This is a genomic window from Planomonospora sp. ID91781 (assembly GCF_015711595.1).
Lineage (GTDB): Bacteria > Actinomycetota > Actinomycetes > Streptosporangiales > Streptosporangiaceae > Planomonospora > Planomonospora parontospora.
This window is the reverse complement of sequence record NZ_JABTEY010000002.1, coordinates 1,379,023-1,404,410: the sequence shown is the minus strand read 5'-3', so window position 1 is coordinate 1,404,410 and position 25,388 is coordinate 1,379,023. Positions and strand designations below refer to the sequence as shown.

The window sequence follows — 25,388 nt, the reverse complement described above, 5'->3', positions numbered from 1 at the left end:
GGCCGCTCAGGGGGAGAGCGGGCGCCAGGGCACCGGGCTGGAGAGCACCATCATGCTCGACGGGTGACCGTACGGCGCCAGCCGGTCGATCAGCTCCTCGAAGGCCGTCATCGAGGCGGCCGACACCCGCATCAGGCAGCACGTCTCCCCGGTCACCCGGTGCACCTCCAGGATCTCCGGCCAGGCCAGCGCCTGCTCGTCGCGGAGCACGCACCGCGGCCCGTAGCACGACATCCTGATCAGCGCCGCCACCGCGCGCCCGGCCCGGGCCGGATCCACTCGGGCGTGGTAGCCGGTGATCACCCCGGACTCCTCCATCCGCCGCACCCGCTCGGCCACGGCCGGGGCGGACAGATGGACCCGGCGGGAGAGCTCGCTGTAGGAGAGCCGGGCGTCTTTCTGCAGCTCAGCCAGGAGTGCCCAGTCCATCGCGTCCACTGTCACGCTCCGTCATCCGCAAACCGGAGCAGCCGTACGGCCTTCCGATCTCAAAGTAAACCATTCGATCGCCTTTATCATGTTATTTCGGTATTCGAGGGAGTGGGACAGGATGGAAGGGAGACCGTAAGAGGGGGAGAAGTGAACAGCATCAAGCAGCGCACCGAGCGGGAGCGGGCCGAGCGGGCCGCCGAGAACGAGGGGCTGCCCACGCTCGGATTCGACTCCGCCACGCCGTACGACGACTACGTGGGCACCGCGGTGCTGCACCGGCTCCAGCGCACCGTCACCGACGCGCCGGAGGAGCTCGCGTTCCTGGTCACCACGCAGGTGATGGAGCTGTACTTCGGGCTGCTCCGCTCGGAGTGGCGGCTGGCCCAGCGGCAGCTGGACGACGACGACGCCGCGGCCGCGATCACGACGGTCAAGCGCAGCGTCCGGCACTTCGAGGCGCTCAACGCGGCCTGGTCCTCGCTGAGCTGGCTCACCCCGGCGCAGTTCAACCAGTTCCGCGACGCGCTCGGCGAGGCGTCCGGCTTCCAGTCGGCGTACTACCGGCACGTGGAGTTCCTGCTCGGCATCAAGTCCGAGGCCATGATCCGCCCGCACCGCCGCAACCCCGAGGCGTACGCCGAGCTCGTGGACGCGCTGGCCCGGCCCAGCCTCTACGACTCGGTCCTGGCCTTCCTGGCCCGCAACGGCTTCGCGGTCCCGCGCCAGGCGACCGAGCGCGACCATGCGGCCGAGTACCAGCCGAGCCAGCAGGTGGAGGCGGTCTGGGCCGAGGTCTACGCGAGCCCGCTGGCGCCGCTGGCCGAGGCGCTCACCGACCTGGCTGAGCAGTTCTCCGACTGGCGCTACCGCCACCTGATGGCGGTCCGCCGATCCATGGGCGCCAAGCCCGGCTCGGGCGGATCCAGCGGCATGACCTGGCTGGAGCGGAGCATGCGCCGGGAGATCTTCCCCGAGCTCTGGACCGCCCGCACGCTGATGTGAGACGGCCCGCGCCGGGACGGATCAGCGTTGCTTAACGGACGACCCAACGAAGACTAACTGGACCTGAAGGCTGGTGGGCTGCCAGGCTCGGGCCATGACGTTCTCCGGTGTCCTCGTCCCGCTGATCACCCCGTTCGCCGCCGACGGCGAGGTCGCCGCCGAGGCGCTGGAGGGCCTCGCGCACGCCGTGCTCGACGGAGGCGCGAGCGGCCTGGTCGCGCTCGGCACCACCGCCGAGGCCGCCATGCTCACGGAGAAGGAGCGGCGGGCGGTCGTCGAGGTGTGCGCCCGCGTCCGCCGGGAGCGGGGGGCGACGCTGGTGGTCGGAGCCGGATCGAGCGGCACCCGCGGCACCGCCGAGGCCCTGCGCGACCTCGGCGGGGTGGCGGACGCCGCGCTGGTCGCCGTGCCGTCCTTCGTCCGCCCCGGCGAGGCGGGGGTGCTGGCCCACTTCACCGAGCTGTCCCGGCGCAGCCCGGTGCCGCTGATCGTCTACAACGTCCCGCACCGGACCGGCCAGGCCGCGGGCGCCGCCGCACTGCGCGAGATCGGCGCGCTGCCCGCGGTGCGGGGGGTCAAGCAGGCGGTCGGCGGCGTCGACGCCGACACCGTCGCCCTGCTGACCGACCCGCCGGAGGACTTCGCGGTGCTGGCCGGCGACGACGCGTTCCTCTCCGCGCTGCTCGCCCTGGGCGCCCCCGGCGGCATCGTCGCCACCGCCCACCTGTGCACCGCCGACTTCGCCGCGCTCGCCGAGGCCTGGCGCTCCGGCGACGCCGCCCGCGCCCGCGCGCTCGGCCACCGCCTGTCCGCCCTGGCAGCGGCCGTGTTCGCCGAGCCCAACCCCACCGTGCTCAAGGGCGTGCTGCACGCGCGGGGCCTCATCCCCACCCCGTCGGTACGGCTCCCGCTCCTCCCGGCCCGGCGCGAGTCGGTCGAGGCGGTCCTGCGGCTGCTCTGAGCGGCCCCGCGTCGAGCCGCCACCGGCCGATCCCGTCTGAGCGGGGCCGGGGCGACCCCGGCTTCTCCTCCGGCCCCGTCCGGCGCGGGTCGCGCCGGACGGGGCCGGTCAGCCCGGTTGGCAGCCCGGGCAGTAGAAGAGGTTGCGGCCGACCAGAGACTCGGTGCGGACCTCGGTCCCGCAGACCAGGCAGGGCATGCCCGAGCGCCGGTAGACGTAGACCTCGCCGCCGTGGTCGTCGACCCGGGGCGGGCGGCCCATCGCCTCGGGCGTGTGCTCCTCCCGGACCGTGTCGATCCGGCCCGCGCGCACCCCCTCGGCCATCAGGGCCGCCAGGTCGGCCCAGACGGCCTCCCAGCGCTCGCGGGTCAGCTCGCGGCCGGGCGTGGCCGGGGCGATGCCCTGGCGGAACAGCACCTCGGCCCGGTAGATGTTGCCCACCCCCGCGACCACCGACTGGTCCATCAGCAGCGCCGCGACGGACGTGCGGCTGCGTGAGATCCGCCGCCAGGCGAGGTCCGGATCGGCGTCGGGGCGCAGCGGGTCGGGGCCGAGCCGGGCGTGCAGCGCCTTGACGTCGACGGGGTCCAGCAGCTCGCAGGTGTTCGGGCCGCGCAGGTCGGCGTGGGCGTCCGCGCCGGTCAGGCGGAGCCGTACCGCGCCGACGGGGGCGGGGGCGGGCACCGGGCCGAAGGCGTACTTGCCGTAGATGCCGAGGTGCACGTGGAGCCAGCGGTCGTCGTCGAAGCCGAGCAGCAGGTGCTTGCCGTGCGCGTCGGCCTCCCGGAGCACCCGCCCGTCGATCTGCCGTGCCCCGGCGGCGAACCTGCCCTGCGGGCTCTCCGCGCGGATCGCCCGCCCGGCGAAGACCCGCCGGTGCTCGGCGGCCAGGCGGTGGATGGTGTGTCCTTCGGGCATGGGCGAAGGTTATCCGCTCGTCAGGGGAGCGGGGGCGGGCCCGCGGCGCAGGAGCGCGTGGAGGGCCGCGGCCAGGGAGGCCCCGGCGGCGTAGGCCGCCAGGTCGGCCGCGCCGAACGTGCTGCCGAGCACCAGCCGGGCCACCGTGCTCGCCTCGGAGAGCGCGGCGGGCACGGGGGTGAGCTGGGCGAACTCGACCGCCCAGCTGAAGGCCAGCGCCCCGGCCGCGGCCCGGAGCGGCGCGGTGCGCGGTAGGGCGAACACGATGATCGTGTGGATGAGCACGGTGTAGAGGGCGTCGCCGCCGTACGCGCCGAGCGGGCCGTCGGCCAGCGCCCGCAGGGTCAGCCCGGCGGCGACGGTCGCCGCGGCCGCCAGGGCGGCGGGCAGGCGGGAGCGGAGGGCGTCGGGCACCGCCCCACCATAGCGGCCGCCCCGGCCCCGACCGCCCCGGCCTCGACCGCCGTCCCCGGCGGCGCGGCGCAGCCCGACCGGCGGCACGCCTGTCGTGCTGGGGAAACCCCTACATCACCTCCGCGGGGGCGACCGCATCCCGGGTGAGGCGGGTGAAGGCGTCGTGGACGATCTCGGCGCTGGTGGTCGCGTCGAGGGTGAGGCCCTGGTGGTCGCCGGGGAATTCGATCGGCTCGGTGCCGAGGCGCTCGGCGAGTGCGAGGGCGGAGCGGGAGGGGAGGCCGTCGGGCGAGGCCGCGCCGACTCCGACGGCGATCCGGGCGGCGGCGGAGCGCAACGCGGAGAGGTCCGGCACGAAGCGCAGCACGGGCAGCAGGACGTGGGTGAGGAAGAAGTCGATGTTCCCTTGGATCCGGCCCATCATCTCCAGCGCTTCGGGAGGCATCTGGGAGAAGTCGGGCATCTGCGGCGGGCCGCTGGGCTCCCCCTCGATCGTGGTGAGGAATTTCTGCATCGCGGCGCCGGGCCCTTCGGCGTGGTAGGTGTCCTGGACGTTCTGGAACACCGCCCGCCAGCGCTCGCGGTCGGGCAGTATCTCCGGAATCGGCGGCTCGTGCGCCACCAGGGCACGGACCTGCTCGGGGTGGCGGGCGACCAGGTCCAGGGCGGTGAGCGCGCCGCCGCTGTTGCCCAGTACGTAGGCGGGCCCGCCGCCGTGCGCGGTGAGCAGCCGGTGCGCGTCCTCGGTGAAGACGGCCACGTCCTGATCGCGGGCGGGCCCGGTCAGCGGGCTGCGCGACAGGCCGCGCTGATCGTAGGTGATGACGGTGTACCGGGTGGACAGCGCCGCGGCGAGGCCGGACAGCGCCCCGGCGTCGGCGGGCGCGCCCGGGATCATGAGCAGCAGCGGCCCGGAGCCCCTGATCTCGTGGTGCAGGTTCGCTCCCGGAACCTGGAGTGTCCTGATCTGGACGTCGTTCATGGTCTTCTCCGTTCGTGGTGGGTTCAGAGCGGCCGGTAGGTCAGGTCCATGACGCCTGTGGCGAAGGTGGCGGATCGGAGCAGCTTCAGGGGCACCCGGTCGGCGCCTTCGGGGAAGAGCCGGAGGCCGGTGCCGAGCACGACCGGGTGGACCAGGAGACGGAGCTCGTCGATGAGCCCGGCCTTCAGCAGGGCGCGGGTCAGGGTGATGCTGCCGGACAGGTTGATGTTCCCGCCCGGCCGGTTCTTGGCCTCGGTCAGCGCGGTGACGACGTCGCCGTCCAGCACCGTCGAGTTCGCCCAGGCCGCCCCGTCCAGGGTGGCCGAGACGACCATCTTGGGCAGGCCGTTGATCCGGTCGGCGAGCGCGCCGGTCTGGTGGGGCCAGACCGCGGCGAACGTCTCGTAGGTCACCCGGCCCAGCAGCAGGGTGTCGGCCTCCTCGTGCATCGCGCCGACCGCCGCGTTCATCTCCTCGTTCAGATACGGGAAGTGCCAGGTCTCCGGCGCCTCCACGACCCCGTCCAGAGAGACGAACAGTCCGGACACGATCTTTCGTTTCGCTCTCATTTCGCTGCTTTCGTTAGCATGTGCCGCTGGTCCCCAACGATGGCGTGCCGGGCTGACCTGCATCAACGCGTGATCAGCGAAGCGGCGGTTAGCCGGACTCAACGATCGGAGGGCACGATGCTGGAGCGGCAGGAGACCCAGGTCTTCCTGGCACTCGCCGACGAGCTGCACTTCGGTCGCACGGCCGAGCGCCTGCGGCTCACTCCGGGACGCGTCAGCCAGACGATCAAGAAGGTGGAACGGCTGGTCGGCGCGCCGCTGTTCGAGCGGACCAGCCGCCGTGTCCGGCTCACGCCGCTCGGCGCCCGGCTGGCCGACGACCTGAGGCCGCATGTGAAGGGCATCGAGGACGCGTTCCAGCGGGCGGTCGACACGGGACGGGGCGTCACCGGCGTGCTGCGGGTGGGATTCCTCGGCGCCCTCGCCGGCCAGCTCCTGCTCAAGTCCGTCGGTGTGTTCGCCGCCCGTCACCCCGACTGCGAAGTGCACATCCACGAGACGCAGTGGCACGACACCGTCTCCCGGCTCTTCGACGGCGACGTCGACGTCCAGATCACCGACATCCTGTTCGCCGCCCAGCCGGGCCTCACCCCGGGCCCGGTACTGGTGGCCGAGCCGCGCCTGCTGGCCGTCCCGGCCGATCACGCCTTCGCCGGAAAGGACGCGGTACCGGTGGCGGTGCTCGCCGACCACCCGGTGATCCAGGTGCCGGTGGACATCCCGCGGAGATTCCAGTCCGACCGGACCCCGTCGCGTACCGGGGACGGGCTGCCCGTCCCCCAGGGCCCGCGGGCGACCAGCTTCGGCGAGGCCCTCGCCCTCATCGCCGCCGGTCAGGGCGTCTTCCCCGTCGGCGAGCACGCCGCCCGCTTCTATCCTCGCCCCGACATCGCCTACGTCCCCCTCCAGGACGCCCCGCCCATCCAGTGGGGTCCCATCTGGCTCACCACCAACGCCAGCGGCCGCGTCCGCGAGTTCGTCCGGGCCGCGACCGACGCGGCCCGGTGAATCCCGAAGCGGTGCGGGTCGGCTCCCTGACGGGAGAGGACCGAGGTCACGGATGACATCGGCGAGGGAGCGGATCAGTTCGTTCTCCGCCTCGCTATGCCACCACACCGGCGCGTACGGCGGCGGGCCGCGCCCGATCGGGCGGCCGCGGCGTGGGAGCCGCCCGGCCCGGCGCCCGGTCAGGGCAGCGGCGGCAGGCGGGAGCCGTACAGCCAGGAGGCGAAGAACGTCTCGTACGACCTCGGGGTGAACTCCAGGGCGAGGTCGACGAACATCTCCGTGGTGACGGAGCCGTGCCGGTGGGCGGCGGTCCAGGCACGCAGCAGCGAGAAGAACGCCAGGTCGCCGATCCCGGTGCGGAGCGCGTGCAGGGCCAGGGCGCCGCGCTTGTAGACGCGGTCGTCGAACAGGTCGCGGGCGCCGGGATCGGCGAGCACCAGGTCCTGGGGGAGGGCGGCGAGACGGCGGTGCCAGTGGGCCGCGTGCGCGGCGGCGGACGGGCCGCCGGACTCCTCCGACCAGAGCCACTCGGCGTAGGCGGCGAACCCCTCGTGCAGCCAGATGTGGCGCCAGCCGGCCGCGGTCAGGCTGTTGCCGAACCACTGGTGGGCCAGCTCGTGGGCGACCAGCCGTTCCTCGCCGCGCGCGCCGTCCACGTGGTTGGCGCCGAAGATCGACATGCCCTGCGCCTCGACCGGGATCTCCAGCTCGTCCTCCGTCACCACCGCGGTGTACGGCGCGCGGAACGGATAGGGGCCGAACCGGTCGGTGAACAGCGCCATCATCCGGTCCTGGCGCCCGAAGTCGTTCGCGGCCCGCCCGGCGAGCCTCGCGGGATGGAACAGCAGCATCCGGGGTCCGAGCTCCGTCCGCCGGTAGCGACCGATCTGCACGCTCGCCAGGTAGGTCGCCATGGGCTCGGCCTGCTCGTACACCCACGTGGTGGCCTGGCCCGCGCGCCGCCGCTCCACCAGCTCCCCGTTGGCCACCACCGTGTACGGCGAGGCCGTGGTGACCGCGATCCGGTAGGAGGCCTTGTCGTCCGGCCGGTCGTTGCAGGGGAACCACGACGGGGCCCCGACCGGCTGGCCGGCCACGATCACACCGTCGGTCAGCTGCTCCCAGCCGACCCCGCCCCAGTGGCTGGAGACCGGCCGGGGAGCGCCCGAGTAGCGGACCTCGACGGTGAACGGTCCCGGCGCCGGCCGACCGGGCGTGAGATGGAGCCTGCCGTCGCGGTGGGTGAAGCGCGCGGGACGCCCGTCGACCAGGACGCCGCCCACGCGGAAGGCGCCGAGGTCCAGGGAGATGCGCTCCAGCGGCCGGACGGCCGTCGCCGAGAGCCGGGCGACCGCGCCGAGCCGGTTGGCGGACACCTTGTACTCCAGGGACAGGTCGTAGTGGCCTACCCGGTAGCCGTCGTCGCCGTGCGTGGGGAAATAGGGGCGGTGGGTGGTGCTCGGAACCGGTCTCACGTCCTCGGGGAGCGGGTCGTCCATGCGGCGATCGGGTTGCCGAACCAGCGGGTCCCCGGCGGCACGGACTCGCCGCGCATCACCAGGGACGCCGGGCCCACGGTGGTGTTCTCCCCGACCGTAGCCGCGGGCAGGACCACCCCGTGCGGGCCGAGCGTCGCGCCGTTCCGCAGGACGACCGTATCGATGCTCATCACGCGGTCGTGGAACAGGTGCGTCTGCAGGACGCAGCCGCGGTTCACCGACGCGCCGTCGCCCAGGGAGACCAGATCGATCTCGGGCAGCCAGTAGGTCTCGCACCACACGCCCCGGCCGATCCGCGCGCCCATCGAGCGCAGCCAGAGGTTGAGCGGGGCGGTTCCCAGCCACTGCTGGGCGAACCACGGCGCGGCCAGCACCTCCACGAAGTTGTCGGCCAGCTCGTTGCGCCAGACGAACGAGCTCCACAGCGGCCGGTCGCCCGCGGAGATCCGGCCGAGGATCACCCACTTGGCGGCGGTGGCGACCGCCGCGGCCAGCACCCCGGCCCCGGCCGCCACGACCCCGGTCAGCAGCGCCGCGACCGCGAAGCCGTACGCGCCGGCGAGCCGCTCCAGCACCGCCGCCGCGAGCACGGCGAGCGCGACCGTGGCCATCGCCGGGACGAGCCGGCACAGCTCGACGGCGGCCCGGGCCGCCCTCAGCCGCGCCGGCGGGTCGTAGGTGCGGCTCCGGTCGCCGTCCCCGGCGGCGCGGCGCAGCTCGACCGGGGGCATGCCGAGGTAGGACGAGCCCGCCCTGGCCTTCTTCGGCGCCGCCGACAGCACCGCGACCAGGCCGTCCTTGGGGACCTTGCGGCCGGGCGCGGTCATCCCGGAGTTGCCGAGGAAGGCCCGCTTGCCGATCCGCACGCGGTCCACCCGGAAGCGTCCGCCGTCCAGCTCGTACGGCGCGACCATCGTGTCGTCGGCGAGGAACGCGCCGTCCCCGACCGAGGTCATCGAGGGCAGCGCCAGCACCGTGGACAGCTCCACGTCCCGGCCGACCTTCATGCCGAGGGCGCGCAGCCACAGGGGGGTGGCCGCACTCGCGTACAGCGGGAAGAGCCACACGCGCGCCATCGACATCAGGCGGCCGGTGGTCCACGCCTGCCACGCCTGGCGGCCGTGGATCGGATGCAGCCCGGCGCGCAGGCCGACGGCCAGCAGCCGCACCGCGACCAGGACGACGAGGGCGAAGGCCGTCATCGAGACCACGGTGGCGAGCGGCACGCCGTACAGGGCGCCGGCGAGGGTGCCCTCCCGGGTCAGCAGGAGGAGACCGGGGACCGCCGCGGCGACCGGCAGGAGCCCCAGTGCCAGCGCGGTCAGCCCGTAGACGGCCGTCCAGAGGGGGGAGCGGGCCGGGCGCTCACCGGGGGAGCGGCGGGCCCGGCCCGTCCGGGCGGCAGGCACCCCCGCCCAGCGCTGGCCGGACGGCACCGGACCGGCCACCGCCGAGCCCGGGGCGATCTGGGCGTTCTTCCCGATCCGTGCACCGGGCAGGAGCGTGGAGCGGGCCCCGACCACGGCCCCGGCGCCGATCCTGATCTCGCCGACGTGCACCAGGTCGCCATCGATCCAGTAACCGTTCAGATCGACCTCGGGCTCGACCGCGGCGTTGCGGCCGAGCCGGAGCATGCCGGTGACCGGCGGCGGGGAGTGCAGGTCCGCGTCCGGGCCGATCCGGGCGCCGAGCGCCCGGGCGTAGTGGGTGAGCCAGGGGGCGCTGGAGATCCCGGCCACGCCCAGCTGCCCGGCGAGCCGGTCGGCGAACCACAGCCTCAGGTGGACCGCTCCGCCCCGGGGGTGGGAACCGGGCTCCAGCCGGCGCAGCAGCAGCCGCGCACTCCCGGCGGCCAGGGCGATCCGCCCGGCGGGGCTGACGAACAGCACCCCGCCCGCCAGCACCCACCACCAGGACACGGCCGCCCACGGCGGACCGGCGAGGTTGCCGAGGACGGCCAGGCCGACCAGCCACCGCATCCCGCCGGCGGTGAGCAGCACCACGGTGAGCAGGGCCTGCACGACCGAGGCGCGCCGCGGCACCGGCGTGACCGGCCGGACCGCGGCGGGCGCCTCCGGGGCGTCCAGGGCGGCCAGGTGCGCGGCGAGCGCGCGCAGCGTCGGATGGTCGTAGACGTCGCCGACGGTGACCGCCGGGTGGCGTTCCCGGAGCGCCGACACCAGCCGGGCCGCGGCCAGGCTCGTGCCGCCCTCGGCGAAGAAGTCGCCCTCGGTCACGCCGAGGACGTCCCGCCAGCGGTCCGCCACCCACGGGTCGGTGTCCGTACCCGTGCCCGTCGCCGGGTCCGCGTCCGGTCTCCCGGCTGATCCCGCGCCGGCGGCCGTGCCGGGGAGCGGCCAGGGCAGGGCGGCCCGGTCGATCTTCCCGGAGGTGCGGGTCGGCAGGTCGCCGACCAGGGCGAGCCGGGGCACCAGCGCGGCCGGCAGCGCGTCCCGCAGCCGGTCTCTGGCGTCCCGCAGGTCGAACCCCGCGCCGGGCACGACGTATCCCACGAGCAGCTGGTGCCCGCCGCCGGTCGTGCGCACCGCCGCGGCCGCGCCGGACACGCCGGGCAGCGCCTGCAGTGCGGCGTCCACCTCGCCCAGCTCGATCCGGCGCCCGCCGAGCTTGACCTGCTCGTCCGCCCGGCCGCAGAAGACGAGCCCCTCGGGCTCGGCCCGGACCAGGTCGCCGCTGCGGTAGGCCCGCTCCCAGCCGAGGGACGGAAGCGGGGCGTACTTCTCGGCGTCCTTCTCCCGGTCGAGGTAGCGGGCCAGGCCGACGCCGCCGATGACCAGCTCACCGGTCCCGCCCAGGGCGACCGGCTCCCCGTCCGCGCCCACGACGGCCAGGTCCCAGCCGTCCAGCGGCAGCCCGATCCGCACCGGTCCCTCCCCGGTCAGCGGCGCCGCGCACGCGACCACCGTCGCCTCGGTCGGGCCGTAGGTGTTCCACACCTCCCGCCCGGGTACGGCCAGCCGCTCGGCCAGCTCGGGCGGACAGGCCTCACCGCCGAAGATCAGCAGCCGGACGTCGTCGAGGCTCTCCACCGGCCACAGGGCCGCCAGCGTCGGCACCGTGGACACGACGGTGACGCCCATCTCGACCAGCCACGGCCCGAGGTCCATGCCGGTGCGCACCAGCGCCCGGGGGGCGGCGACCAGGCAGGCGCCGTGCCGCCAGGCCAGCCACATCTCCTCGCAGGAGGCGTCGAAGGCCACCGACAGGCCCGCCAGCACCCGGTCGCCGGGACCGATCGGCTCGTCCCGGAGGAACAGCCGGGCCTCGGCGTCGACGAACGCCGCCGCGCTGCGGTGGGTGACCGCGACCCCCTTGGGCCTCCCGGTGGACCCCGAGGTGAAGATGATCCACGCGTCGTCGTCCGGGCCGGGCCGGTCGGCTCCGGCCGTCCCCGCCGCGCCGCGCCCCGTCCCGGGCTCCGCTCCCGCACGGGTCTCGCGGTCGAAGAGGACGATCTTCCCGCCCTCGGTGACGACCGCGCGGACCCCGGCCTCGGAGAAGACCAGCTCGGCCCGCTCGTCGGGGTCGTCGGCGTCCACCGGAACGTAGGCGGCGCCGGCGGCGAGCACGGCCAGGATCGCGACGTAGAGGCCGGCCGTGCCCGACGGCACCCGCACCCCCACCCGGTCACCGCGGCCGACGCCGGCCTCCCGCAGCTCCCCGGCGAGCCGGTCGGCCTCGGTCCGCAGGCCGGCGTAGTCGAGACGGGTCCGCCCGTCGTCCAGCGCCGCGGCGCCGGGACGGCTCCGCACGGTCTCGTCGAGGATGTCGAGCAGTGTCCGGGCGGGAGGCGCCGCGCCCCCGGGGAAGACCGCCCGCGGCGGCGCATGCCGAACGTCCAGAACAGTGGTGTGCAAGCGTCTCTCCCAGTCGCGCGACCGTGACCCCGGGCGACCCCCGGCGTGTCGCGCTCACGGCCTGTGCCGCTCTGGGATGCCACTCGTTATCTCAGTGTGACAACACAAGATCGAGCTCACGCCATTCCGGGGGCGGAGGTGATATTTCTCCTAGTGAGTGTGGCGGATGGTAACTGAAGCGCTACTAAGTGTGATATATCATGGTTTCCGGGTAAACAGTCAGGCACCCCCTCAATCAGAACGGCGGAGCCCGGGACTGCCGCCCGTCCGAGGAGGTCATGTCGATCATGGAGAGTCTCGAGAGCCGCAACGTGCCGGTGCCCACGGGGAGGCCGCCGGAGGCCGCGCCCGTCGCCGAGCTGAAACTCGTGATCGGCTCGGAGTCCGAGGAGACGGTCGTCACGCTGGCGGGTGGTCTCACCATGGCGACCGCCTGCCTGCTGGGGCGGGTCCTGACCGAGCTGGTGGACCAGGGGCACCGGTTCCTCGTCCTCGACGTGAGCTCGCTCGACTCCTGCGACGGCGCCGGCTGGACGCTGCTCCTGGGCATCCGCTGGCGTCTGGCCACCGTCTCGGGGCGGCTGAGGCTCGCCGGCCTGCCGCCCCGCCTGATGCGTTCGTGCCGCCAGATGGAGCTGGCCGAGGTGTTCGAGCTGGACGGGCTGACCGCGGAGCCGGTGGGCTGAGGACCGGGGCCCGGCCGCCGCGCGGGGCTCGCGCGGCCGAGGGCTCCCGCCGGTCTCCCGGCGCCGGGGTCCGCCTGCCGTACGGGGGCGCCGCTACCTGGCGGAGGCTCTCACGGGGGCGGCGGGCTCGGGCAGCGGCCGGGTCTGCTCGACCAGCAGCCGCGCCACGTCGCGCAGGCAGTGCCGCCGCCGGTAGGCGGCGCGCTGGCGGGCCGCGCCCGAGCCGCCGGATCGCAGCCGGTTCAGCACGTCCGTGACGAAGGGCAGGTCGCCGCTGAGCTCCAGGGCGGGCCGCGCCCGCTGCAGCAGGCCGCCGACCAGCTTCCAGGCCGGCCTGCGCCTGCCGGAGAGCAGGTCGTACCCGCTTCCCTCCAGCCCGTCGTGGGCCGCCCGCCAGTAGGCCACGTTGAGCAGCGTCTGGTCGACCGCCGGAGCGGGCAGCCCTCTCCTGACGTCGGCGAGGGCGACGGTGCACAGCGCCCTGACCAGGCCCGCCAGCGCGACGGCCTCGTCGACGGTCGCGCACGCGTCGGCGCCGCGGAACTCCAGGGTGGGCAGGTGGTGGGAGGGTCTGATGTACCAGTAGACCATTCCCCGGTCCATGATGGCCCCGGTGGCGTACAGGGCGTCGACGAGGGCGTCGTAGTGCTCCGGCGAGGAGAAGAACGGTGGCGGCCCGGCGCTCGGCCAGCGGGTCCACTGCACGATGCGCCAGCTGGCGTGCCCGGTGTCGGTCCCGTCGGCGATGGGGGAGTTGCTCATCAGCGCCTGGAGCACCGGGAGCCAGGGGCGCAGGTGGTTGCTGACCTGGACGGCCTCGCGGCGGTCGGGGACGCCGACGTGGACGTGGCAGCCGCAGACCCCCTGCCCCCGCAGGATGCCGTCGTACTGCCGCTGCATGCGCTGGTAGCGGGGGGAGGGGGTCAGCGACGGCGGTCCGGTGTTCCCGAGCAGCGCCGTGCCGGAGGCGGCCAGGCGGACCCCGGCGTACTCGGCCGCGGCGGCCGTGGCGGTCCGGAGCTCGGCCAGGTCGTGCCGGAGCCGTTCCAGGTCGGTGTGGACGAGGCTGTTGGTCTCGATCTGGAACCTCATGAGCTCGGGGTGGACCCGGTCGGCGAGCGGGGCGCCGATCCGCCTGCGGACGGCGTCCGCCACGGGGGCGACCGCGCCGGTCTCGGGATCGACGATCAGGAACTCCTCCTCCACGCCGACGGTGAGCACCTGGTCGGCGGAGGAGAGTGCGGCGGTGAGGGAGTTCACGCCCGCGGCTTCCCGCTCCCGGCGGAGCGTCCGGTGGGAGGTGCGAAAAAACCTGACATCGCAATCATATATTTTCTTTCCTCACATAAGTTATGAAAGGGTAGAAATGTCTACTTCCCTGGGTGAATCCGACAAAACCCCATATAGCGCTCTCGACGTCCCGTGCATGACCGGCGTCTTCCTGCGATTCCGGCCGATCATTCCGTAATCGGCCGCATCCTCTCCGTGGTTTCCGGCAGGCTGGAGCGGAGCACCTGCGACACGGGAGACGAGATGCACGGTGAGCACGGCCCCACCCCCAGGTCCGTACGGCGCGGCCGCATGCCCTACGACGACTCCCCGCCCGAATTCTCCGACCCGCCCGGTCACGGCGGGCAGGACGGAACGGTCACGCTCCCGCGTTTCCCCGGAAAGGGCACGCGGGCACGGCCGCGGACCCTCCGCGGAGGCCTCTCCGGACCCGTGCTCGTCGGGGGATTCCTCCTCCTGGCAGGAGCCGGCGGGCTGTCCTCCGTGTGGCTGGGCGAGGCCGGGCCGTCCGCCGCGCCGGGCCACGGGAGCCCGCTCCCGGCCGCACCCCCGGCGGGCGACGGCCTGGGGGCCGCACCCGGGAACGCGGACCCGGTACCCGCTCCCTCCCTCACCTCCCGCGGCGCGCCCTCGGAGGGACCGTCGGCCCGCCCGCACGCCGGGGCCGGGAAGGAGCCGGCGGACGGGTCTCCTCCCGGGGCGGCGGACGGCCTCCCGCCGGGTGCCGAGGCCGGATCCTCGGCCCGGATCACGGCCGCGCCCGAGGCGGCCCCGTCGGGTGCCGCCGTCGTGGAACGCCCGCGGCCCGCGGTGACGGCCGTCCGCGGGGACGGGACGGCACAGGGCGGCTCCACCGGCTCCACCGGGGCCGGCGGGACGGCCGCCGCGGGGCGCGGGCCCGGGGGCGCGGCGATCAAGCCGGCCGTACCGCCCGGCCGGACGCCCCCCGCCGGGACGAGGCCGTCCGCCGACGGACGACCGCCGGGGGGGACGGGGCCGTCCGGCGGAAGGCCGCCCTCCGCCGGGGAGGACGCGCTGGGTGACGGGCCCGTATCCCGCGGAGACGGCGCGGGATTCGGGACGGGAGGCGGGACGCGACCCGGGACGGGAGGCGGCGGGTCCGACGGCGCCGACGCCCTCGACCAGCGCTTCAGCAGCGCCTATGTCTGCAGGCGCCTGCCCCGCGGCGACTGGCGCCACGCCTACTGCGTACAGGTGTGGGAGGACTTCAGGCGGACCAACGGCCTGCCCTGATCCGGGGAACGGGCCGGATGCGGTCACGGCCCTTCCGGCCGGCCGCCGCGTCACACCATCGCCTGCCCGCCTGCCCGCCTGCCCGCCTGCCCGCCTGCCCGCGCGGTCGTTCTCGTCGACTCAACCGGGTGGCGGGGGGAGCGGCGGCAGGGCGGCGACGGCGGCCTCCCGGTCCGCCCCGGTGGCCTCCAGCAGATCGACGACGACGGACCGCAGCTGGGCGGTCATGGCGTCGGTGGACAGCCCCGACCGGCCGGGGGGCATCTCGGCCAGCCGGGCCGCCGCCCCCATCACGGCGGCCCTGGTCCCGTCGGGCGGCCGACCGGCCGCGAGCTCGTCACGGAACAGGAGCACGGCCCCGGCGAGCTCCCGCAGGGCCGCCGGGAGCGCGGCGGGCGGCGACTCCGCCTGGCTCAGGGCGACGACGGCCCGCCGCGACAGCACCCGCATGTTCCGCAGCGCGAGGTCGACCGGCGTCCAGGCCGTCTCGTACCGGAGGAAGCGCTGACGCCGCCGACGGCGCAGCGGCGCGATGGCCGTGATCTCCCGGCCCGTCTCCAGTGCCTGGCCGAACGCCTCCACCTCCGCCTGGGTGTCCCTGACCTCCGCCAGCACGGCCGCGGCGCGCTCCGGATCGGCCCGCTCCACGGCCTCCGCCGTACCGTCGAGCGCGGCGGCCAGAGCCTCCAGGACGGCCTCGGCGTGCCGGTGCACGATGGCGGCCGGGCTGGCGGGCAGCAGGGCGACGGCGGCGATGCCCAGCACCCCGCCGATCAGCGCGTCGACCATGCGGTCCAGCCCTCCGGTGCCGCTGGGCGGCAGCAGGGTGGCGACCAGGACCGCCGACGACCCCGCCTGCAGCACGATCAGCGTGCCGCTGTCCAGGAACACCGCGGTGCCCATCGCCAGGGCCACCACGAGGGCGATCTGCCAGGGCCCGGAACCGATCTTGAAGATCAGCAGGTCGCCGACGCCCACCCCCAGGCTCACCCCGGCGACCAGCTCGGCCACCCGCCGCAGCCGCTGGCCGACGGCGACGCCGATGCAGACCACCACGGCGATCGGCGCGAAGAAAGGGCGCTCGTGGCCGAACAGGTCCGTGGCCACGACCCACGCGAGCCCGGCCGCCACGGAGGTCTGGACGATGGAAGGTCCCATGAAGGCCAGCCGCCGCAGCCGGCCCCGCACATCGACCTCCACGGAACCTCCTCCTGACGTGCACCCTTCCGCAGATGCTGCCACACCCGCCGACGAGTACCTCACCGATCCGCGGGTAGCCGACGGCGGGTCGGAACGGACGACGGAGGGGGACGGACGTGGGAAACGGGTCCGGGACGGGACGGCTGCGCGAGGTCGCGCGCGAGGTCTTCGGCTGGGAGGACCTGCGCGACGGGCAGCTCGAGGCCATGCGCCACCTGCTGGACGGCGGCGACGCCCTCGTGGTCATGCCGACCGGCAGCGGGAAGTCGGCCGTCTACCAGGTGCCCGCGCTGCTGCTCGACGGGCCCACGGTGGTCGTCTCGCCGCTGATCGCCCTCCAGCGCGACCAGGTCGCGGGCCTGGCCGAGGCCGACGCCGGCGGGGCCGTCGCGGTCAACTCCGCGCAGTCCGGCGGCGAGGCCTCCCTCGAGGCCGTGCGGGCGGGCCGTACCGAATTCGTCTTCCTCTCACCCGAGCAGCTCGCGAAACCGGAGACCGTGGACCGGCTGCGCGCCGCCAAGCCCTCGCTGATCGCCATCGACGAGGCGCACTGCGTCTCCGCCTGGGGCCACGACTTCCGCCCCGACTACCTGCGGCTCGGACAGGTCGTCGAACGGCTCGGCCACCCGCCCGTGGTGGCGCTGACCGCCACGGCCACCCCGGCGGTCCGCGAGGAGATCACGGCGTCGCTGGGCCTGCGGGACGTGCTCCACGTCGTGCGCGGGTTCGACCGGCCCAACCTCGACCTGGAGGTCCGCCGCTTCGTCACCGACGAGGACCTGCGGCGGGCGCTCGTGGAGGACGCCGCCTCCCGCACCGGCCTCGGCCTGGTCTACGTCGCCACCCGCCGCGCCGCCGAGGAGTACGCCGAGGCGCTCCGGGAGGCCGGCCGCAGGGTCGAGCCGTACCACGCGGGCCTGAAGGCGGCCGACCGGCACCGCGTCCACGAGATGTTCCGCGACGACGAGCTCGACGCCGTCGTGGCGACCTCGGCGTTCGGCATGGGCATCGACAAGCCCGACGTGCGGTTCGTGCTGCACACCGCCCCGCCGGAGTCGCCCGACTCCTACTACCAGGAGATCGGCCGGGCCGGGCGGGACGGGGACCCCGCCGCCGCCGTGCTGTTCTACCGGCCGGAGGACCTGGGACTGCGCAGGTTCTTCGCCGGAGGCAGGGCCGACGAGGAGCTGCTGCTGCGGGCCGCGACGCTGATCTGCGGGCACGGCGGCACCGTGCCCGCCCGCGAGCTGCGCGAGGTGCTCGACGTCAGCGCCACCCGCCTGACCCGGGCGGTGAACCTGCTGGAACGCGCGGGCGCCGTCGAGGTCACCGCCGAGGGCGACCTGCGCGCGGTCCCCGGCGGGCCCGGCCCGGAGAGCGCCGTGGAGACGGCGGTGGGACTGGAGGAGACCCGCCGCCGCATCGACGACTCGCGCATCGACATGATGCGCGCCTACGCCGAGACCACCGGGTGCCGCCGCCGGTTCCTGCTGGAGTACTTCGGCGAGCCGTACGAGCGGGCCTGCGGGAACTGCGACACCTGCCGGGCCGGTGTCGCCGAGGCCCCCGAGGTCGACGACGGCCCCTTCGCGATGCACGCCCGGGTACGGCACAGCGCCTGGGGCCCGGGAACGGTGATGAGCCGGGAGAACGACCGGGTCACCGTCCTGTTCGAGGAGGTCGGCTACAAGACGCTCTCCCTGGAGGCCGTCGAGCGCGACCACCTGCTGGTGGCCGGTTGAGGAGGAGCCGCCGGAGGGGCCGACGGGCGCGACCCGGCGGGAGCGCCCGCGGAATGGAGCACGGACGGGGAGGGCGGGGCCGCGCGGACGGCCTCAGTCGTCCCCGAAGACCTCGGCGATGGCGGTGGCGGTGGCCGCGCGGGTCACCCAGGCGGTCAGGACCTCGGGGTCGGTGCAGGAGGCGATCCGCTCACGCTGGGAAGAGCTCGGCGTGAGCCCGCGGGTCTCCAGGATCAGGACCAGCATCTCCGCTTTCGTGCGTGCCTCCGCGATGGCCTCCCGCCGTCGCATGAGCCGCTCGATGCCGCTCTCGGTCTCCGGGGTGACGGTGCTCATGATCTCCTCCAGCCGTGCGCGGACCGGCTCCGCGAGATGTCCGAAAAGATAATCGTAATAAACAGGGCCCCGCTCGTCCTCGACCTCGGCCATGGCGGTTCCCACCGTGGCCACCACGTCGAAGTCGTCGCTGTGCGCGATCGCGCTCAGCACGGCGAGTTCGGGGGAGGCCAGCACGTCCTCGGTGGTACGGGGGAGCGGAAGCTGATCGGGGCCGACGACGACCGGGCGGAGCAGCATGCACGAGTCGGTCGGCATGATCGGCCGGTCGTAGCGGGCGGCGACGGCCTTGTTGAGGCAGACCACGACGAGGAGCACCGCGCACCGGTGCCGCCCCATCAGGCCGCCGACGTAGGCCGCCCAGGACCAGACCTTCCGGTCGTCCCACGCTCGCTGGACCTCCACGATCACGAAACGTCGGCCGCCGCCGGGGCCTTCGACCGAGATGACCGAGTCGGCCATGTACTCGGCGGGCAGCCGCTCGTTCAGCTCCACCGACTCGAGGCGGGCGTCGTGGTATCCGTCCGGGTGGGCTTTCAGTCCCAGAGCGAGGAGCTCCAAGGCGAAGGCGGGGCGGCGCCTGGTCATCTCCAGGGGCATTTCATGCTCATGGCCGGGGGACACGATTCTCCCTTCAGAAAGTAATCATAACTTTACTCTCGGTGCCGATTGGTGTCGCTCGGGACGTCGTGTCTCAATGGCCTGGAGCGGACGATGGGGAGGAAACCGATGGCGAACAAGGTCGTCAAGGGCAAAGTGCTGTGCTACGTCGTTCGTGACGGACGGTTGCTGGTCTTCGAGCCCACCGACCACAGCTACGAGGAAGTCGGAATCCAAGCCCCGGCCGGAAGCATCCGGTCGGGGGCGGCAGGGACGACAAAAACCCCAGGATCTCGGCTGATGCCGTGAGCTGGGGCTTCGTCTCTCGTTCGACCGGGATGAACCCGGCCGTGGAGCGTGGTGGACGATACAGGGATTGAACCTGTGACCTCTTCCGTGTCAGGGAAGCGCTCTCCCGCTGAGCTAATCGTCCGGGCGTGAAGACCAGAGGTGGAGACGGGATTTGAACCCGTGTACACGGCTTTGCAGGCCGTTGCCTCGCCTCTCGGCCACTCCACCGAGTGAGACCCGAGGGCCTCTCCGAGCGGAAGACGGGATTCGAACCCGCGACCCTCACCTTGGCAAGGTGATGCTCTACCACTGAGCCACTTCCGCGTGCCTCCACCGGGCGTTCCGGCCCGTGGTGACGAGAGAACTCTAGCGGGTTTTCCGGGTGATTGCGTAACCGCGCGTCACCTCGGCCGGTGCGCGCCGGGTGGCGGGCGGCGGAGCCGGGGCGGTGACCGGTTCGTCCGATCCGGCCGCGTGCGGTAGAAACATGAGGTGGAGTCGTTGAAGCTGGGCTCGCTGGAGGTGTGGCCGCCGGTCGTGCTGGCGCCCATGGCCGGGATCACCAATGCCGCGTTCCGCACGCTCTGCCGCGAGCAGGGCGGCGGATTGTTCGTCTGCGAGATGATCACGACGCGGGCGCTGGTGGAGCGGAACGCCAAGACGCTCAAGATGATCCGGTTCGAGCCGGACGAGCGGCCCCGGAGCCTCCAGCTCTACGGGGTGGACCCGGTGACCGTCGGCCGGGCCGTCCGGATGGTGGCCGAAGAGGACCTGGCCGACCACGTGGACCTCAACTTCGGCTGCCCGGTGCCCAAGGTGACCCGGCGCGGCGGAGGCTCCGCCCTGCCGTACAAGCGCAACCTGCTCCGCGCGATCCTGCGGGAGGCCGTGCGCAACGCCGGCACGCTCCCGGTGACGATGAAGATGCGCAAGGGCATCGACGACGACCACCTCACCTACCTGGACGCCGGGCGGATCGCGGTGGAGGAGGGGATCGCGGCCGTCGCGCTGCACGGCCGCACCGCGGTCCAGCACTACGGCGGGACCGCCGACTGGGAGGCGATCGCCCGGCTCAAGGAGGCGGTGACGGAGATCCCGGTGCTCGGCAACGGCGACGTCTGGAGCGCCGACGACGCGCGGCGGATGATGGCGGAGACCGGCTGCGACGGCGTCGTGGTGGGCCGCGGGTGCCTGGGCCGGCCGTGGCTCTTCGCCGACCTGGCCGCGATGTGCGCCGGGAGCGGCGAGCGGGCCAGGCCCCGGCTGGGGGAGGTCGCCGCGGTCATGGAGCGGCACGCCGCGCTCCTGGCGGAGTGCTTCGGCAGCGAGCCGCACGCCGTGGCCGACTTCCGCAAGCACGTCGGCTGGTACCTCAAGGGCTTCACCGTCGGCTCCGAGCTGCGCCGCCGCCTGGCCACCTCGGAGACACTCGCCGGGCTGCGCGAGGGGCTGGCCGAGCTCGACCCCGCCCAGCCCTGGCCCGGCGAGGTGGCGGACGCGCCGCGCGGCAAGACCCACGCCCGTGATCGCGTGCACCTGCCCGCGGGCTGGCTCGACGACCCGTACGACCTGGCGGTGCCCTGCGCGGACGCCGAGCTCGACACCTCGGGCGGCTGACCGGCGTGACCGTAATGTGATCCGGATCTGACGGACCGGCGTCAGCCGCGTGTGTACCGTGCGGTCAACGGCAGGCGGCCCACACCCGGGAGCGGCGGTTGACGGAGACGGCGGCACGGTCATCACCCGAGGACCTCATCGCGGAGTACGACGCCGAGCGGCCCGCCCGGCACCTGCCCGGCACGCTGTCGCTCGCCGTCACCGGGGTCGCGCTGTGCCTGTCGCTCTACGTGCTGTGGCAGACGTTCTTCCCCGGCTCCGTCCTGCCGTACCGGATGGCGTTCCTCGCGGTCGTGCTGCCGCTGGTCTTCGTCTGCTACCGGCCTCGGCGGGGCGGCGGCGACCGGCCCGGCGCGGCCGACTGGGCGCTGGCGGCGCTCTCACTGGCGGTCTGCCTCTACCCGCTGACCGTCTTCGACGACTTCATCCGCCGGGCGTTCGACCCGACCGCCCTGGACGTGGCCGCGGGCGCGGTGCTGTCGCTGCTGGTGCTGGAGGCCTGCCGCCGGACCGTCGGCTGGATCCTCCCCGCGGTCTGCCTGGCGTTCCTGGCCTACGCCTACTACGGCGGCCACCTGCCCTTCGACTGGCTGCTCGGGCACCGCGGCTACGACGTCGACCGGATCCTCGCCTCGTTCGTGATGGGCACCGACGGCGTGTACGGCGTGCCGCTGGACGTGGCGGCGACCTACATCATCCTGTTCACGATCTACGGGGCGGTCCTCGACCACTCCGGCGCGGGCCGGTTCTTCGTGGAGGTCTCCCTGGCCGCGTTCCGGCGCTCGCGTGCCGCGCCGGGCCGTACGGTCGCCCTCGCGGGGTTCCTGCTGGGCACGGTCAGCGGGTCCGGGGTCGCCACGACCGTGAGCGTCGGCAGCGTCGCCTGGCCGATCCTGCGCCGGGCGGGCTACCCGCGCGAGCAGGGCGGGGGCGTGCTCGCCGCGGCGGGCATCGGCGCGATCCTCTCGCCGCCCACGCTGGGCGCGGCGGCGTTCATCATCGCCGAGTACATGCAGGTCGGCTACCTCACGGTGCTGGTCTACGCGACGGTCCCCACGCTCCTGTACTACCTGGGCGTCTTCCTGGCCATCGAGATGGACGCCCGCCGGTACGGCGTGCGCGCCGCCGGGCCGCAGGGGCCGTCCGCCGGAACGGGACCGGGCGGACCGGGCGGATCGGGCGAGCTCGGCGCGGACGGCGCGGACGGCGTGACCGCCGCGGGCGGGGTGGCCGACGTGGGCGGCGTGGGCGGCGGGTACGGCACGGCCGGGCCGCCGCGCCTGTGGCCGCTGCTGCGGCGGTTCGGCTACCACTTCAGCTCGCTGTTCGTGATCGTCGTGCTGATGGCGCTGGGCCAGTCGCCGTTCCGGGCGGTGGTGTACGCCACGCTGCTGGCCTTCGCGCTCTCCTTCCTCGACCGCGAGCACCGGCTCACGCCCCGCCGGGCGGCCCGCGCCCTGGCCGCGGGCACGCTCGGGGTGCTGCCGGTCGCGGTGACCTGCGCCGCCGCAGGGATGATCGTCGCCGTGGTCACGCTCACCGGACTGGGCCTGAAGGCGAGCTCGCTGATCGTCGGGGTCTCGGGAGGCGTCCTCGCCGTCACCGCGCTGATGTGCGCCCTGGCGGTGCTCCTGCTGGGCCTGGCCGTACCGGTGACGGCGTCGTTCGTGATCGCGGCGGTGATCATCGGCCCGGCGCTGAAGGACCTCGGGGTCAGCGACGCCGAGACGTACATGTTCATCTTCTACTACGCCGTGCTCTCGGAGGTCAGCCCGCCGACGGCGCTGTCGGCCTTCGCGGCCTCGGCCATCACCGGGGGCGACGCCTACCGGACGATGCTGGCCACCTGGAAGTACACGCTGCCGGCCTTCCTGGTGCCCTTCGCCTTCGTGCTGACCCCGGGCGGGTCGGCGCTGCTGGCCCAGGCCCCGGCGGGGGAGATCGCTCTCGCCGCGGCGGTGTCGGCGCTGGCCGTGGCCGCGCTGGCCGTCACCACCGGCGGCTGGCTGGCCGGTCCCGTCCCTGCGCCGGTCCGGGCGCTGTGCGGGGCGGCCGCCGTGGCGCTGCTGTTCCTGTCGCCCGTCCCCGTGCTGACGGGGGCGGGCGTGCTGATCGTCGCACTCGCACTCCACCTGGTGATGCGCAAACGGGAGGTACGACCATGAGACGTCTGGCCGCCTTGATGGCCGCGGGAACGCTGCTCCTGTCCGCCTGCGGCGGGGACCGGTCCGCTGAGCGGGCCGCGGACCAGCCGGCCGGCGCGGGCAAGCGGCTGTCGATCGCCACCGGCAACACCACCGGCGTCTACTACGTCCTCGGCGGCGGACTGGCCGACCAGATCGGCAGGCACGTACCCGGCTACCAGGCGACGGCCGAGGCGACCGGCGCGTCGGTGGAGAACATCCAGCGCGTCGTGCGGGGCGACTCCGACATCGCCTTCACCCTGGCCGACTCCGCGGCCGACGCGGTGGCCGGCAAGGGGGCGTTCACCGGGCCCCAGCCGATCCGCGCGCTCGCCCGGCTGTACGACAACTCCACCCAGGTGGTCGCCGCCGCCGACGCGGGCGTGAAGTCCGTCGCGGACCTGAAGGGCAAGCGGGTCTCCACCGGCTCGCCCAACTCCGGCACCGAGGTGATCGCGCTGCGGCTGCTCGAGGCGGCGGGCCTCGACCCCGACGAGGACGTCACCCGGCAGTCCCTGGGCCTGCCGGAGAGCGTGCAGGGCATCAAGGACGGCACGCTGGACGCGCTGGTGTGGTCCGGCGGCCTGCCCACGCCGGGCATCACCGACCTGTTCACCAGCCTCAAGGACGAGGTCGCCTTCGTCCCGCTGGACGCCTCCCTGCCGAAGATGCAGGCCGAGCACGGGCCGGTGTACGCGCAGGGCGTCATCGGCAAGGACGTCTACGGCACTCCCGCCGACGTGCCCACGATCGTGGTGCCGAACCTGCTGGTGGTGAACGAGAAGATGGATCCGGGGCTCGCGGAGAGCCTGACCCGGCTGCTCTTCGACCGCAGGGCCGACCTGGAGAAGGTGCACCCGTCGGCCAGGGGCATCACCCGGGAGAAGGCGCCGGAGACCGACCCGGTCCCGCTCCACGACGGCGCGAAGAAGTACTACGGCCGGTGATCTCACGCCGGTCCGCCCGTGGAGGGAGCGTCGCGGGCGGACCGGACGGGGACGCCGACGAACGGAGTGCGGGCGTCCCGGGGGCGCCGCGATCGCGGCGGCCGGGCGCATCGGCGGGCCGGCCTCCGGGCCGCCTCAGGCGCCCGCGACGTCGACCGTGCCGCCGCTGCGCCAGTAGACGTTGTTCTCGCGGGTCAGCAGGCCCTCGTCGACCAGGTAGCGGCGCAGCGCCGCGTAGTCGTCGTGGAAGGCGCGCAGCACCACGTTGACGTCCTTCTCCGAGTAGCGCACGCCCGGCTCGAAGACCTGGGCCACGTAGTTCAGCACGACGAGCTGCTTGTCGCGCTTGCTGGGGATGGCCCGCAGCCGCCCCTCCACGAGGAAGGCGCGCAGCACCTTCTCCTCGGGGGAGACCGGTTCGGGCGGCGGGGCCGCGGCGTGCAGCAGCTCGCGGAAGCGCTCCCGCCGCAGCCGCCACACCCCCTCGTGGTCGTGTACGGCCAGCCCGCCGCGTTTCAGCCGGTCCAGCGCCAGCAGCATCGCGTCCCGCTCGAGCCCCGACTCCTCGGGCGCGCGCTCCAGCGCCAGCGCCGACAGCACCCGCAGCGTGTCGTCCTGGTAGAGAAGGCCGAGCACCTGCCTGATCGCCTCATCGCTCATGCCCCCATTCTCACGGGTTCCTCGGGCCGCCTCCGCCACACGGGGGAGCACGGGAGGGACCTCTGGGAGGAGCGGCCGGTCACCGTCCCGGGGGCCGGGCGCGCGCGTAGTGCCCGGGGGTGGTGCCCAGCACGCGCCTGAAGTGCCGGGTGAGGTGGGACTGGTCGTAGAAGCCGGCGGAGGTCGCGGCGGCGGGCGGCGGCACGCCCTCCAGCAGGAGCCGGCGGGCGAGGTCGACCCGGCGCCCGGTCAGGTACTGGTGCGGCGCCATGCCGAACTCGCGGCCGAACGCCCTGACCAGGTGGGCGGGGTGGGAGTGCAGGGCGTCCGAGGCCTCCCTCAGGGTGAGTCCCCGGACGAAGCGCTCGTCGAGCAGGTCGCGCAATCGGTGGGCGATTCCCGGATCGTGCACGGCCGGCCTCACGCCGGCCCGTCCGCGCAGGTGGTCGCCGAGGCGTTCGGAGACGAGGGCGAGGCGGCTCTCGGCCTCCAGTTCCTCGCCCGGGGACACCAGGCAGGCGTGCAGCAGGTGGACCCGGTCGCGCAGCACGGGATCGTCCAGCACCGGGCGGTCCACCGCCGGGCCGACGAGGTCTCCGTCCAGGTGCGCCGCGTCCAGGTAGAGCACGCGTTTGCGGAACCCCTGCGGGGTGACCGCGCAGCCGTTGTGCGGCACGTGGGGCGGCAGGAGGGTGACCGTGCCGCGGGGGGTGCCGTGTTCGTGGCGGTCCAGGTCGTACTTGACCATGCCGTCGTCGACGATGAGCAGCGCCCACGAGTCGTGGGTGTGCATGGGGTAGGCGTGGTCGGTGAAGCGCGCGTGGAAGACCTCGGTGATGCCCCGCACCGGCGGGCGCCACGCGACGATGTCCGGACGGCCGACCATGCGAAGAACGTACAAGACCGGTCCGGGTGCGGC

22 protein-coding genes and 3 tRNA genes are annotated in these 25,388 nt (G+C 74.1%); 10 read left to right on the top strand and 15 right to left on the bottom strand.

The features are described from left to right. Positions 1 to 6: 6 nt before the first annotated feature. Positions 7 to 429, bottom strand: coding sequence for an Lrp/AsnC family transcriptional regulator (locus HS048_RS25605; protein ID WP_196453548.1), 423 nt, complete (start codon positions 427 to 429; stop codon positions 7 to 9). A 150-nt stretch (positions 430 to 579) separates the two neighbouring features. Here HS048_RS25605 and HS048_RS25600 point away from each other — a divergent pair, with 150 nt between their 5' ends. Next, positions 580 to 1,434, top strand: coding sequence for a tryptophan 2,3-dioxygenase (locus tag HS048_RS25600; RefSeq protein WP_068895483.1), 855 nt, complete (start codon positions 580 to 582; stop codon positions 1,432 to 1,434). A gap of 94 nt (positions 1,435 to 1,528) precedes the next feature. Continuing rightward, the gene (locus HS048_RS25595; RefSeq protein WP_196468895.1) at positions 1,529 to 2,395 is read left to right on the top strand and encodes a dihydrodipicolinate synthase family protein; all 867 of its coding nucleotides are present in this window, start codon (positions 1,529 to 1,531) and stop codon (positions 2,393 to 2,395) included. Between the two features lie 108 nt (positions 2,396 to 2,503). Here HS048_RS25595 and HS048_RS25590 read toward each other — a convergent pair whose 3' ends face one another. The 4 genes from HS048_RS25590 to HS048_RS25575 form a co-directional block, all read right to left on the bottom strand. Then, positions 2,504 to 3,313, bottom strand: a complete 810-nt coding sequence (locus HS048_RS25590) for an Fpg/Nei family DNA glycosylase (RefSeq protein WP_191898019.1) — start codon at positions 3,311 to 3,313, stop codon at positions 2,504 to 2,506. A gap of 9 nt (positions 3,314 to 3,322) precedes the next feature. Further along, on the bottom strand, positions 3,323 to 3,727 hold the full coding sequence (locus HS048_RS25585) for a DUF2809 domain-containing protein (RefSeq protein WP_196468894.1): 405 nt from the start codon (positions 3,725 to 3,727) through the stop codon (positions 3,323 to 3,325). A gap of 109 nt (positions 3,728 to 3,836) precedes the next feature. After that, the gene (locus tag HS048_RS25580; protein ID WP_196468893.1) at positions 3,837 to 4,709 is read right to left on the bottom strand and encodes an alpha/beta fold hydrolase; all 873 of its coding nucleotides are present in this window, start codon (positions 4,707 to 4,709) and stop codon (positions 3,837 to 3,839) included. A 23-nt stretch (positions 4,710 to 4,732) separates the two neighbouring features. Continuing rightward, entirely contained in the window at positions 4,733 to 5,278 is a 546-nt protein-coding gene (locus tag HS048_RS25575) for a dihydrofolate reductase family protein (protein ID WP_191898022.1), read from the bottom strand. Positions 5,279 to 5,395: 117 nt separating this feature from the next. On the opposite strand from HS048_RS25575, the gene HS048_RS25570 reads away from it, so the two are divergent. Next, positions 5,396 to 6,286, top strand: coding sequence for a LysR family transcriptional regulator (locus HS048_RS25570; protein ID WP_196468892.1), 891 nt, complete (start codon positions 5,396 to 5,398; stop codon positions 6,284 to 6,286). A 179-nt stretch (positions 6,287 to 6,465) separates the two neighbouring features. Here HS048_RS25570 and HS048_RS25565 read toward each other — a convergent pair whose 3' ends face one another. Both HS048_RS25565 and HS048_RS25560 read right to left on the bottom strand, forming a co-directional pair. Next, entirely contained in the window at positions 6,466 to 7,785 is a 1,320-nt protein-coding gene (locus HS048_RS25565; protein ID WP_196468891.1) for a M1 family metallopeptidase, read from the bottom strand. Next, positions 7,758 to 11,663 carry a Pls/PosA family non-ribosomal peptide synthetase gene (locus tag HS048_RS25560; RefSeq protein ID WP_230881879.1) on the bottom strand — a complete coding sequence of 1,302 codons (3,906 nt, stop codon included), beginning with the start codon at positions 11,661 to 11,663 and terminating at the stop codon, positions 7,758 to 7,760. The genes HS048_RS25565 and HS048_RS25560 overlap by 28 nt, the downstream gene beginning before the upstream one ends. 287 nt (positions 11,664 to 11,950) lie before the next feature. On the opposite strand from HS048_RS25560, the gene HS048_RS25555 reads away from it, so the two are divergent. After that, complete coding sequence (locus HS048_RS25555) at positions 11,951 to 12,349, top strand: STAS domain-containing protein (protein ID WP_196468890.1); 399 nt, start codon at positions 11,951 to 11,953, stop codon at positions 12,347 to 12,349. Between the two features lie 93 nt (positions 12,350 to 12,442). Here HS048_RS25555 and HS048_RS25550 read toward each other — a convergent pair whose 3' ends face one another. Beyond that, positions 12,443 to 13,609: a glutamate--cysteine ligase gene (locus tag HS048_RS25550; protein ID WP_196468889.1), complete on the bottom strand. Its 1,167-nt coding sequence runs from the start codon at positions 13,607 to 13,609 to the stop codon at positions 12,443 to 12,445. Positions 13,610 to 13,834: 225 nt separating this feature from the next. On the opposite strand from HS048_RS25550, the gene HS048_RS25545 reads away from it, so the two are divergent. Further along, a complete protein-coding gene (locus tag HS048_RS25545; RefSeq protein WP_196468888.1) occupies positions 13,835 to 14,893 on the top strand; it encodes a hypothetical protein in 1,059 nt (352 codons plus the stop codon). A gap of 120 nt (positions 14,894 to 15,013) precedes the next feature. Here the strand turns inward: HS048_RS25545 and HS048_RS25540 are convergent, their stop codons facing one another. After that, positions 15,014 to 16,093 (bottom strand): aromatic acid exporter family protein, encoded by a 1,080-nt coding sequence (locus HS048_RS25540; protein WP_231647219.1) that lies wholly within the window; start codon positions 16,091 to 16,093, stop codon positions 15,014 to 15,016. Between the two features lie 116 nt (positions 16,094 to 16,209). On the opposite strand from HS048_RS25540, the gene HS048_RS25535 reads away from it, so the two are divergent. After that, a complete protein-coding gene (locus HS048_RS25535) occupies positions 16,210 to 17,835 on the top strand; it encodes a RecQ family ATP-dependent DNA helicase (RefSeq protein WP_196468887.1) in 1,626 nt (541 codons plus the stop codon). Between the two features lie 93 nt (positions 17,836 to 17,928). Here the strand turns inward: HS048_RS25535 and HS048_RS25530 are convergent, their stop codons facing one another. Next, positions 17,929 to 18,771, bottom strand: coding sequence for a hypothetical protein (locus HS048_RS25530; RefSeq protein ID WP_196468886.1), 843 nt, complete (start codon positions 18,769 to 18,771; stop codon positions 17,929 to 17,931). Between the two features lie 129 nt (positions 18,772 to 18,900). Between HS048_RS25530 and HS048_RS25525 the strand changes: the two genes are divergently transcribed. Next, entirely contained in the window at positions 18,901 to 19,080 is a 180-nt protein-coding gene (locus HS048_RS25525; protein WP_196468885.1) for a hypothetical protein, read from the top strand. Between the two features lie 49 nt (positions 19,081 to 19,129). Here HS048_RS25525 and HS048_RS25520 read toward each other — a convergent pair. The 3 genes from HS048_RS25520 to HS048_RS25510 all read right to left on the bottom strand — a co-directional run bounded on the left by HS048_RS25520 (position 19,130) and on the right by HS048_RS25510 (position 19,386). Further along, positions 19,130 to 19,204, bottom strand: a tRNA-Val gene (locus HS048_RS25520). 15 nt (positions 19,205 to 19,219) lie between these two features. Next, positions 19,220 to 19,290, bottom strand: a tRNA-Cys gene (locus HS048_RS25515). A gap of 24 nt (positions 19,291 to 19,314) precedes the next feature. Further along, positions 19,315 to 19,386, bottom strand: a tRNA-Gly gene (locus tag HS048_RS25510). A gap of 168 nt (positions 19,387 to 19,554) precedes the next feature. On the opposite strand from HS048_RS25510, the gene dusB reads away from it, so the two are divergent. The 3 genes from dusB (at position 19,555) to HS048_RS25495 (ending at position 23,809) form a co-directional block, all read left to right on the top strand. Continuing rightward, the gene (gene dusB, locus HS048_RS25505; protein ID WP_191898615.1) at positions 19,555 to 20,679 is read left to right on the top strand and encodes a tRNA dihydrouridine synthase DusB; all 1,125 of its coding nucleotides are present in this window, start codon (positions 19,555 to 19,557) and stop codon (positions 20,677 to 20,679) included. A 98-nt stretch (positions 20,680 to 20,777) separates the two neighbouring features. Then, positions 20,778 to 22,844 carry a TRAP transporter fused permease subunit gene (locus HS048_RS25500; protein WP_196468884.1) on the top strand — a complete coding sequence of 689 codons (2,067 nt, stop codon included), beginning with the start codon at positions 20,778 to 20,780 and terminating at the stop codon, positions 22,842 to 22,844. Continuing rightward, positions 22,841 to 23,809, top strand: a complete 969-nt coding sequence (locus HS048_RS25495) for a TAXI family TRAP transporter solute-binding subunit (RefSeq protein WP_196468883.1) — start codon at positions 22,841 to 22,843, stop codon at positions 23,807 to 23,809. Before HS048_RS25500 ends, HS048_RS25495 begins: the two co-directional genes overlap by 4 nt. 135 nt (positions 23,810 to 23,944) lie before the next feature. Here HS048_RS25495 and HS048_RS25490 read toward each other — a convergent pair whose 3' ends face one another. Together HS048_RS25490 and HS048_RS25485 are read right to left on the bottom strand one after the other, a co-directional pair. Continuing rightward, a complete protein-coding gene (locus tag HS048_RS25490; RefSeq protein WP_196468882.1) occupies positions 23,945 to 24,469 on the bottom strand; it encodes a DUF2087 domain-containing protein in 525 nt (174 codons plus the stop codon). A gap of 79 nt (positions 24,470 to 24,548) precedes the next feature. Next, on the bottom strand, positions 24,549 to 25,355 hold the full coding sequence (locus HS048_RS25485; RefSeq protein WP_196468881.1) for an AraC family transcriptional regulator: 807 nt from the start codon (positions 25,353 to 25,355) through the stop codon (positions 24,549 to 24,551). Positions 25,356 to 25,388 lie beyond the last annotated feature (33 nt).

Coding starts and splice junctions, on each gene's coding strand:
- HS048_RS25605 (WP_196453548.1), bottom strand. CDS start 429: ATGGACTGGGCACTCCTGGCTGAGCTGCAGAAAGACGCCCGGCTCTCC.
- HS048_RS25595 (WP_196468895.1), top strand. CDS start 1,529: ATGACGTTCTCCGGTGTCCTCGTCCCGCTGATCACCCCGTTCGCCGCC.
- HS048_RS25590 (WP_191898019.1), bottom strand. CDS start 3,313: ATGCCCGAAGGACACACCATCCACCGCCTGGCCGCCGAGCACCGGCGG.
- HS048_RS25580 (WP_196468893.1), bottom strand. CDS start 4,709: ATGAACGACGTCCAGATCAGGACACTCCAGGTTCCGGGAGCGAACCTG.
- HS048_RS25575 (WP_191898022.1), bottom strand. CDS start 5,278: ATGAGAGCGAAACGAAAGATCGTGTCCGGACTGTTCGTCTCTCTGGAC.
- HS048_RS25570 (WP_196468892.1), top strand. CDS start 5,396: ATGCTGGAGCGGCAGGAGACCCAGGTCTTCCTGGCACTCGCCGACGAG.
- HS048_RS25565 (WP_196468891.1), bottom strand. CDS start 7,785: ATGGACGACCCGCTCCCCGAGGACGTGAGACCGGTTCCGAGCACCACC.
- HS048_RS25555 (WP_196468890.1), top strand. CDS start 11,951: ATGGAGAGTCTCGAGAGCCGCAACGTGCCGGTGCCCACGGGGAGGCCG.
- HS048_RS25530 (WP_196468886.1), bottom strand. CDS start 18,771: ATGCCCCTGGAGATGACCAGGCGCCGCCCCGCCTTCGCCTTGGAGCTC.
- HS048_RS25525 (WP_196468885.1), top strand. CDS start 18,901: ATGGCGAACAAGGTCGTCAAGGGCAAAGTGCTGTGCTACGTCGTTCGT.
- HS048_RS25495 (WP_196468883.1), top strand. CDS start 22,841: ATGAGACGTCTGGCCGCCTTGATGGCCGCGGGAACGCTGCTCCTGTCC.
- HS048_RS25490 (WP_196468882.1), bottom strand. CDS start 24,469: ATGAGCGATGAGGCGATCAGGCAGGTGCTCGGCCTTCTCTACCAGGAC.
- HS048_RS25485 (WP_196468881.1), bottom strand. CDS start 25,355: ATGGTCGGCCGTCCGGACATCGTCGCGTGGCGCCCGCCGGTGCGGGGC.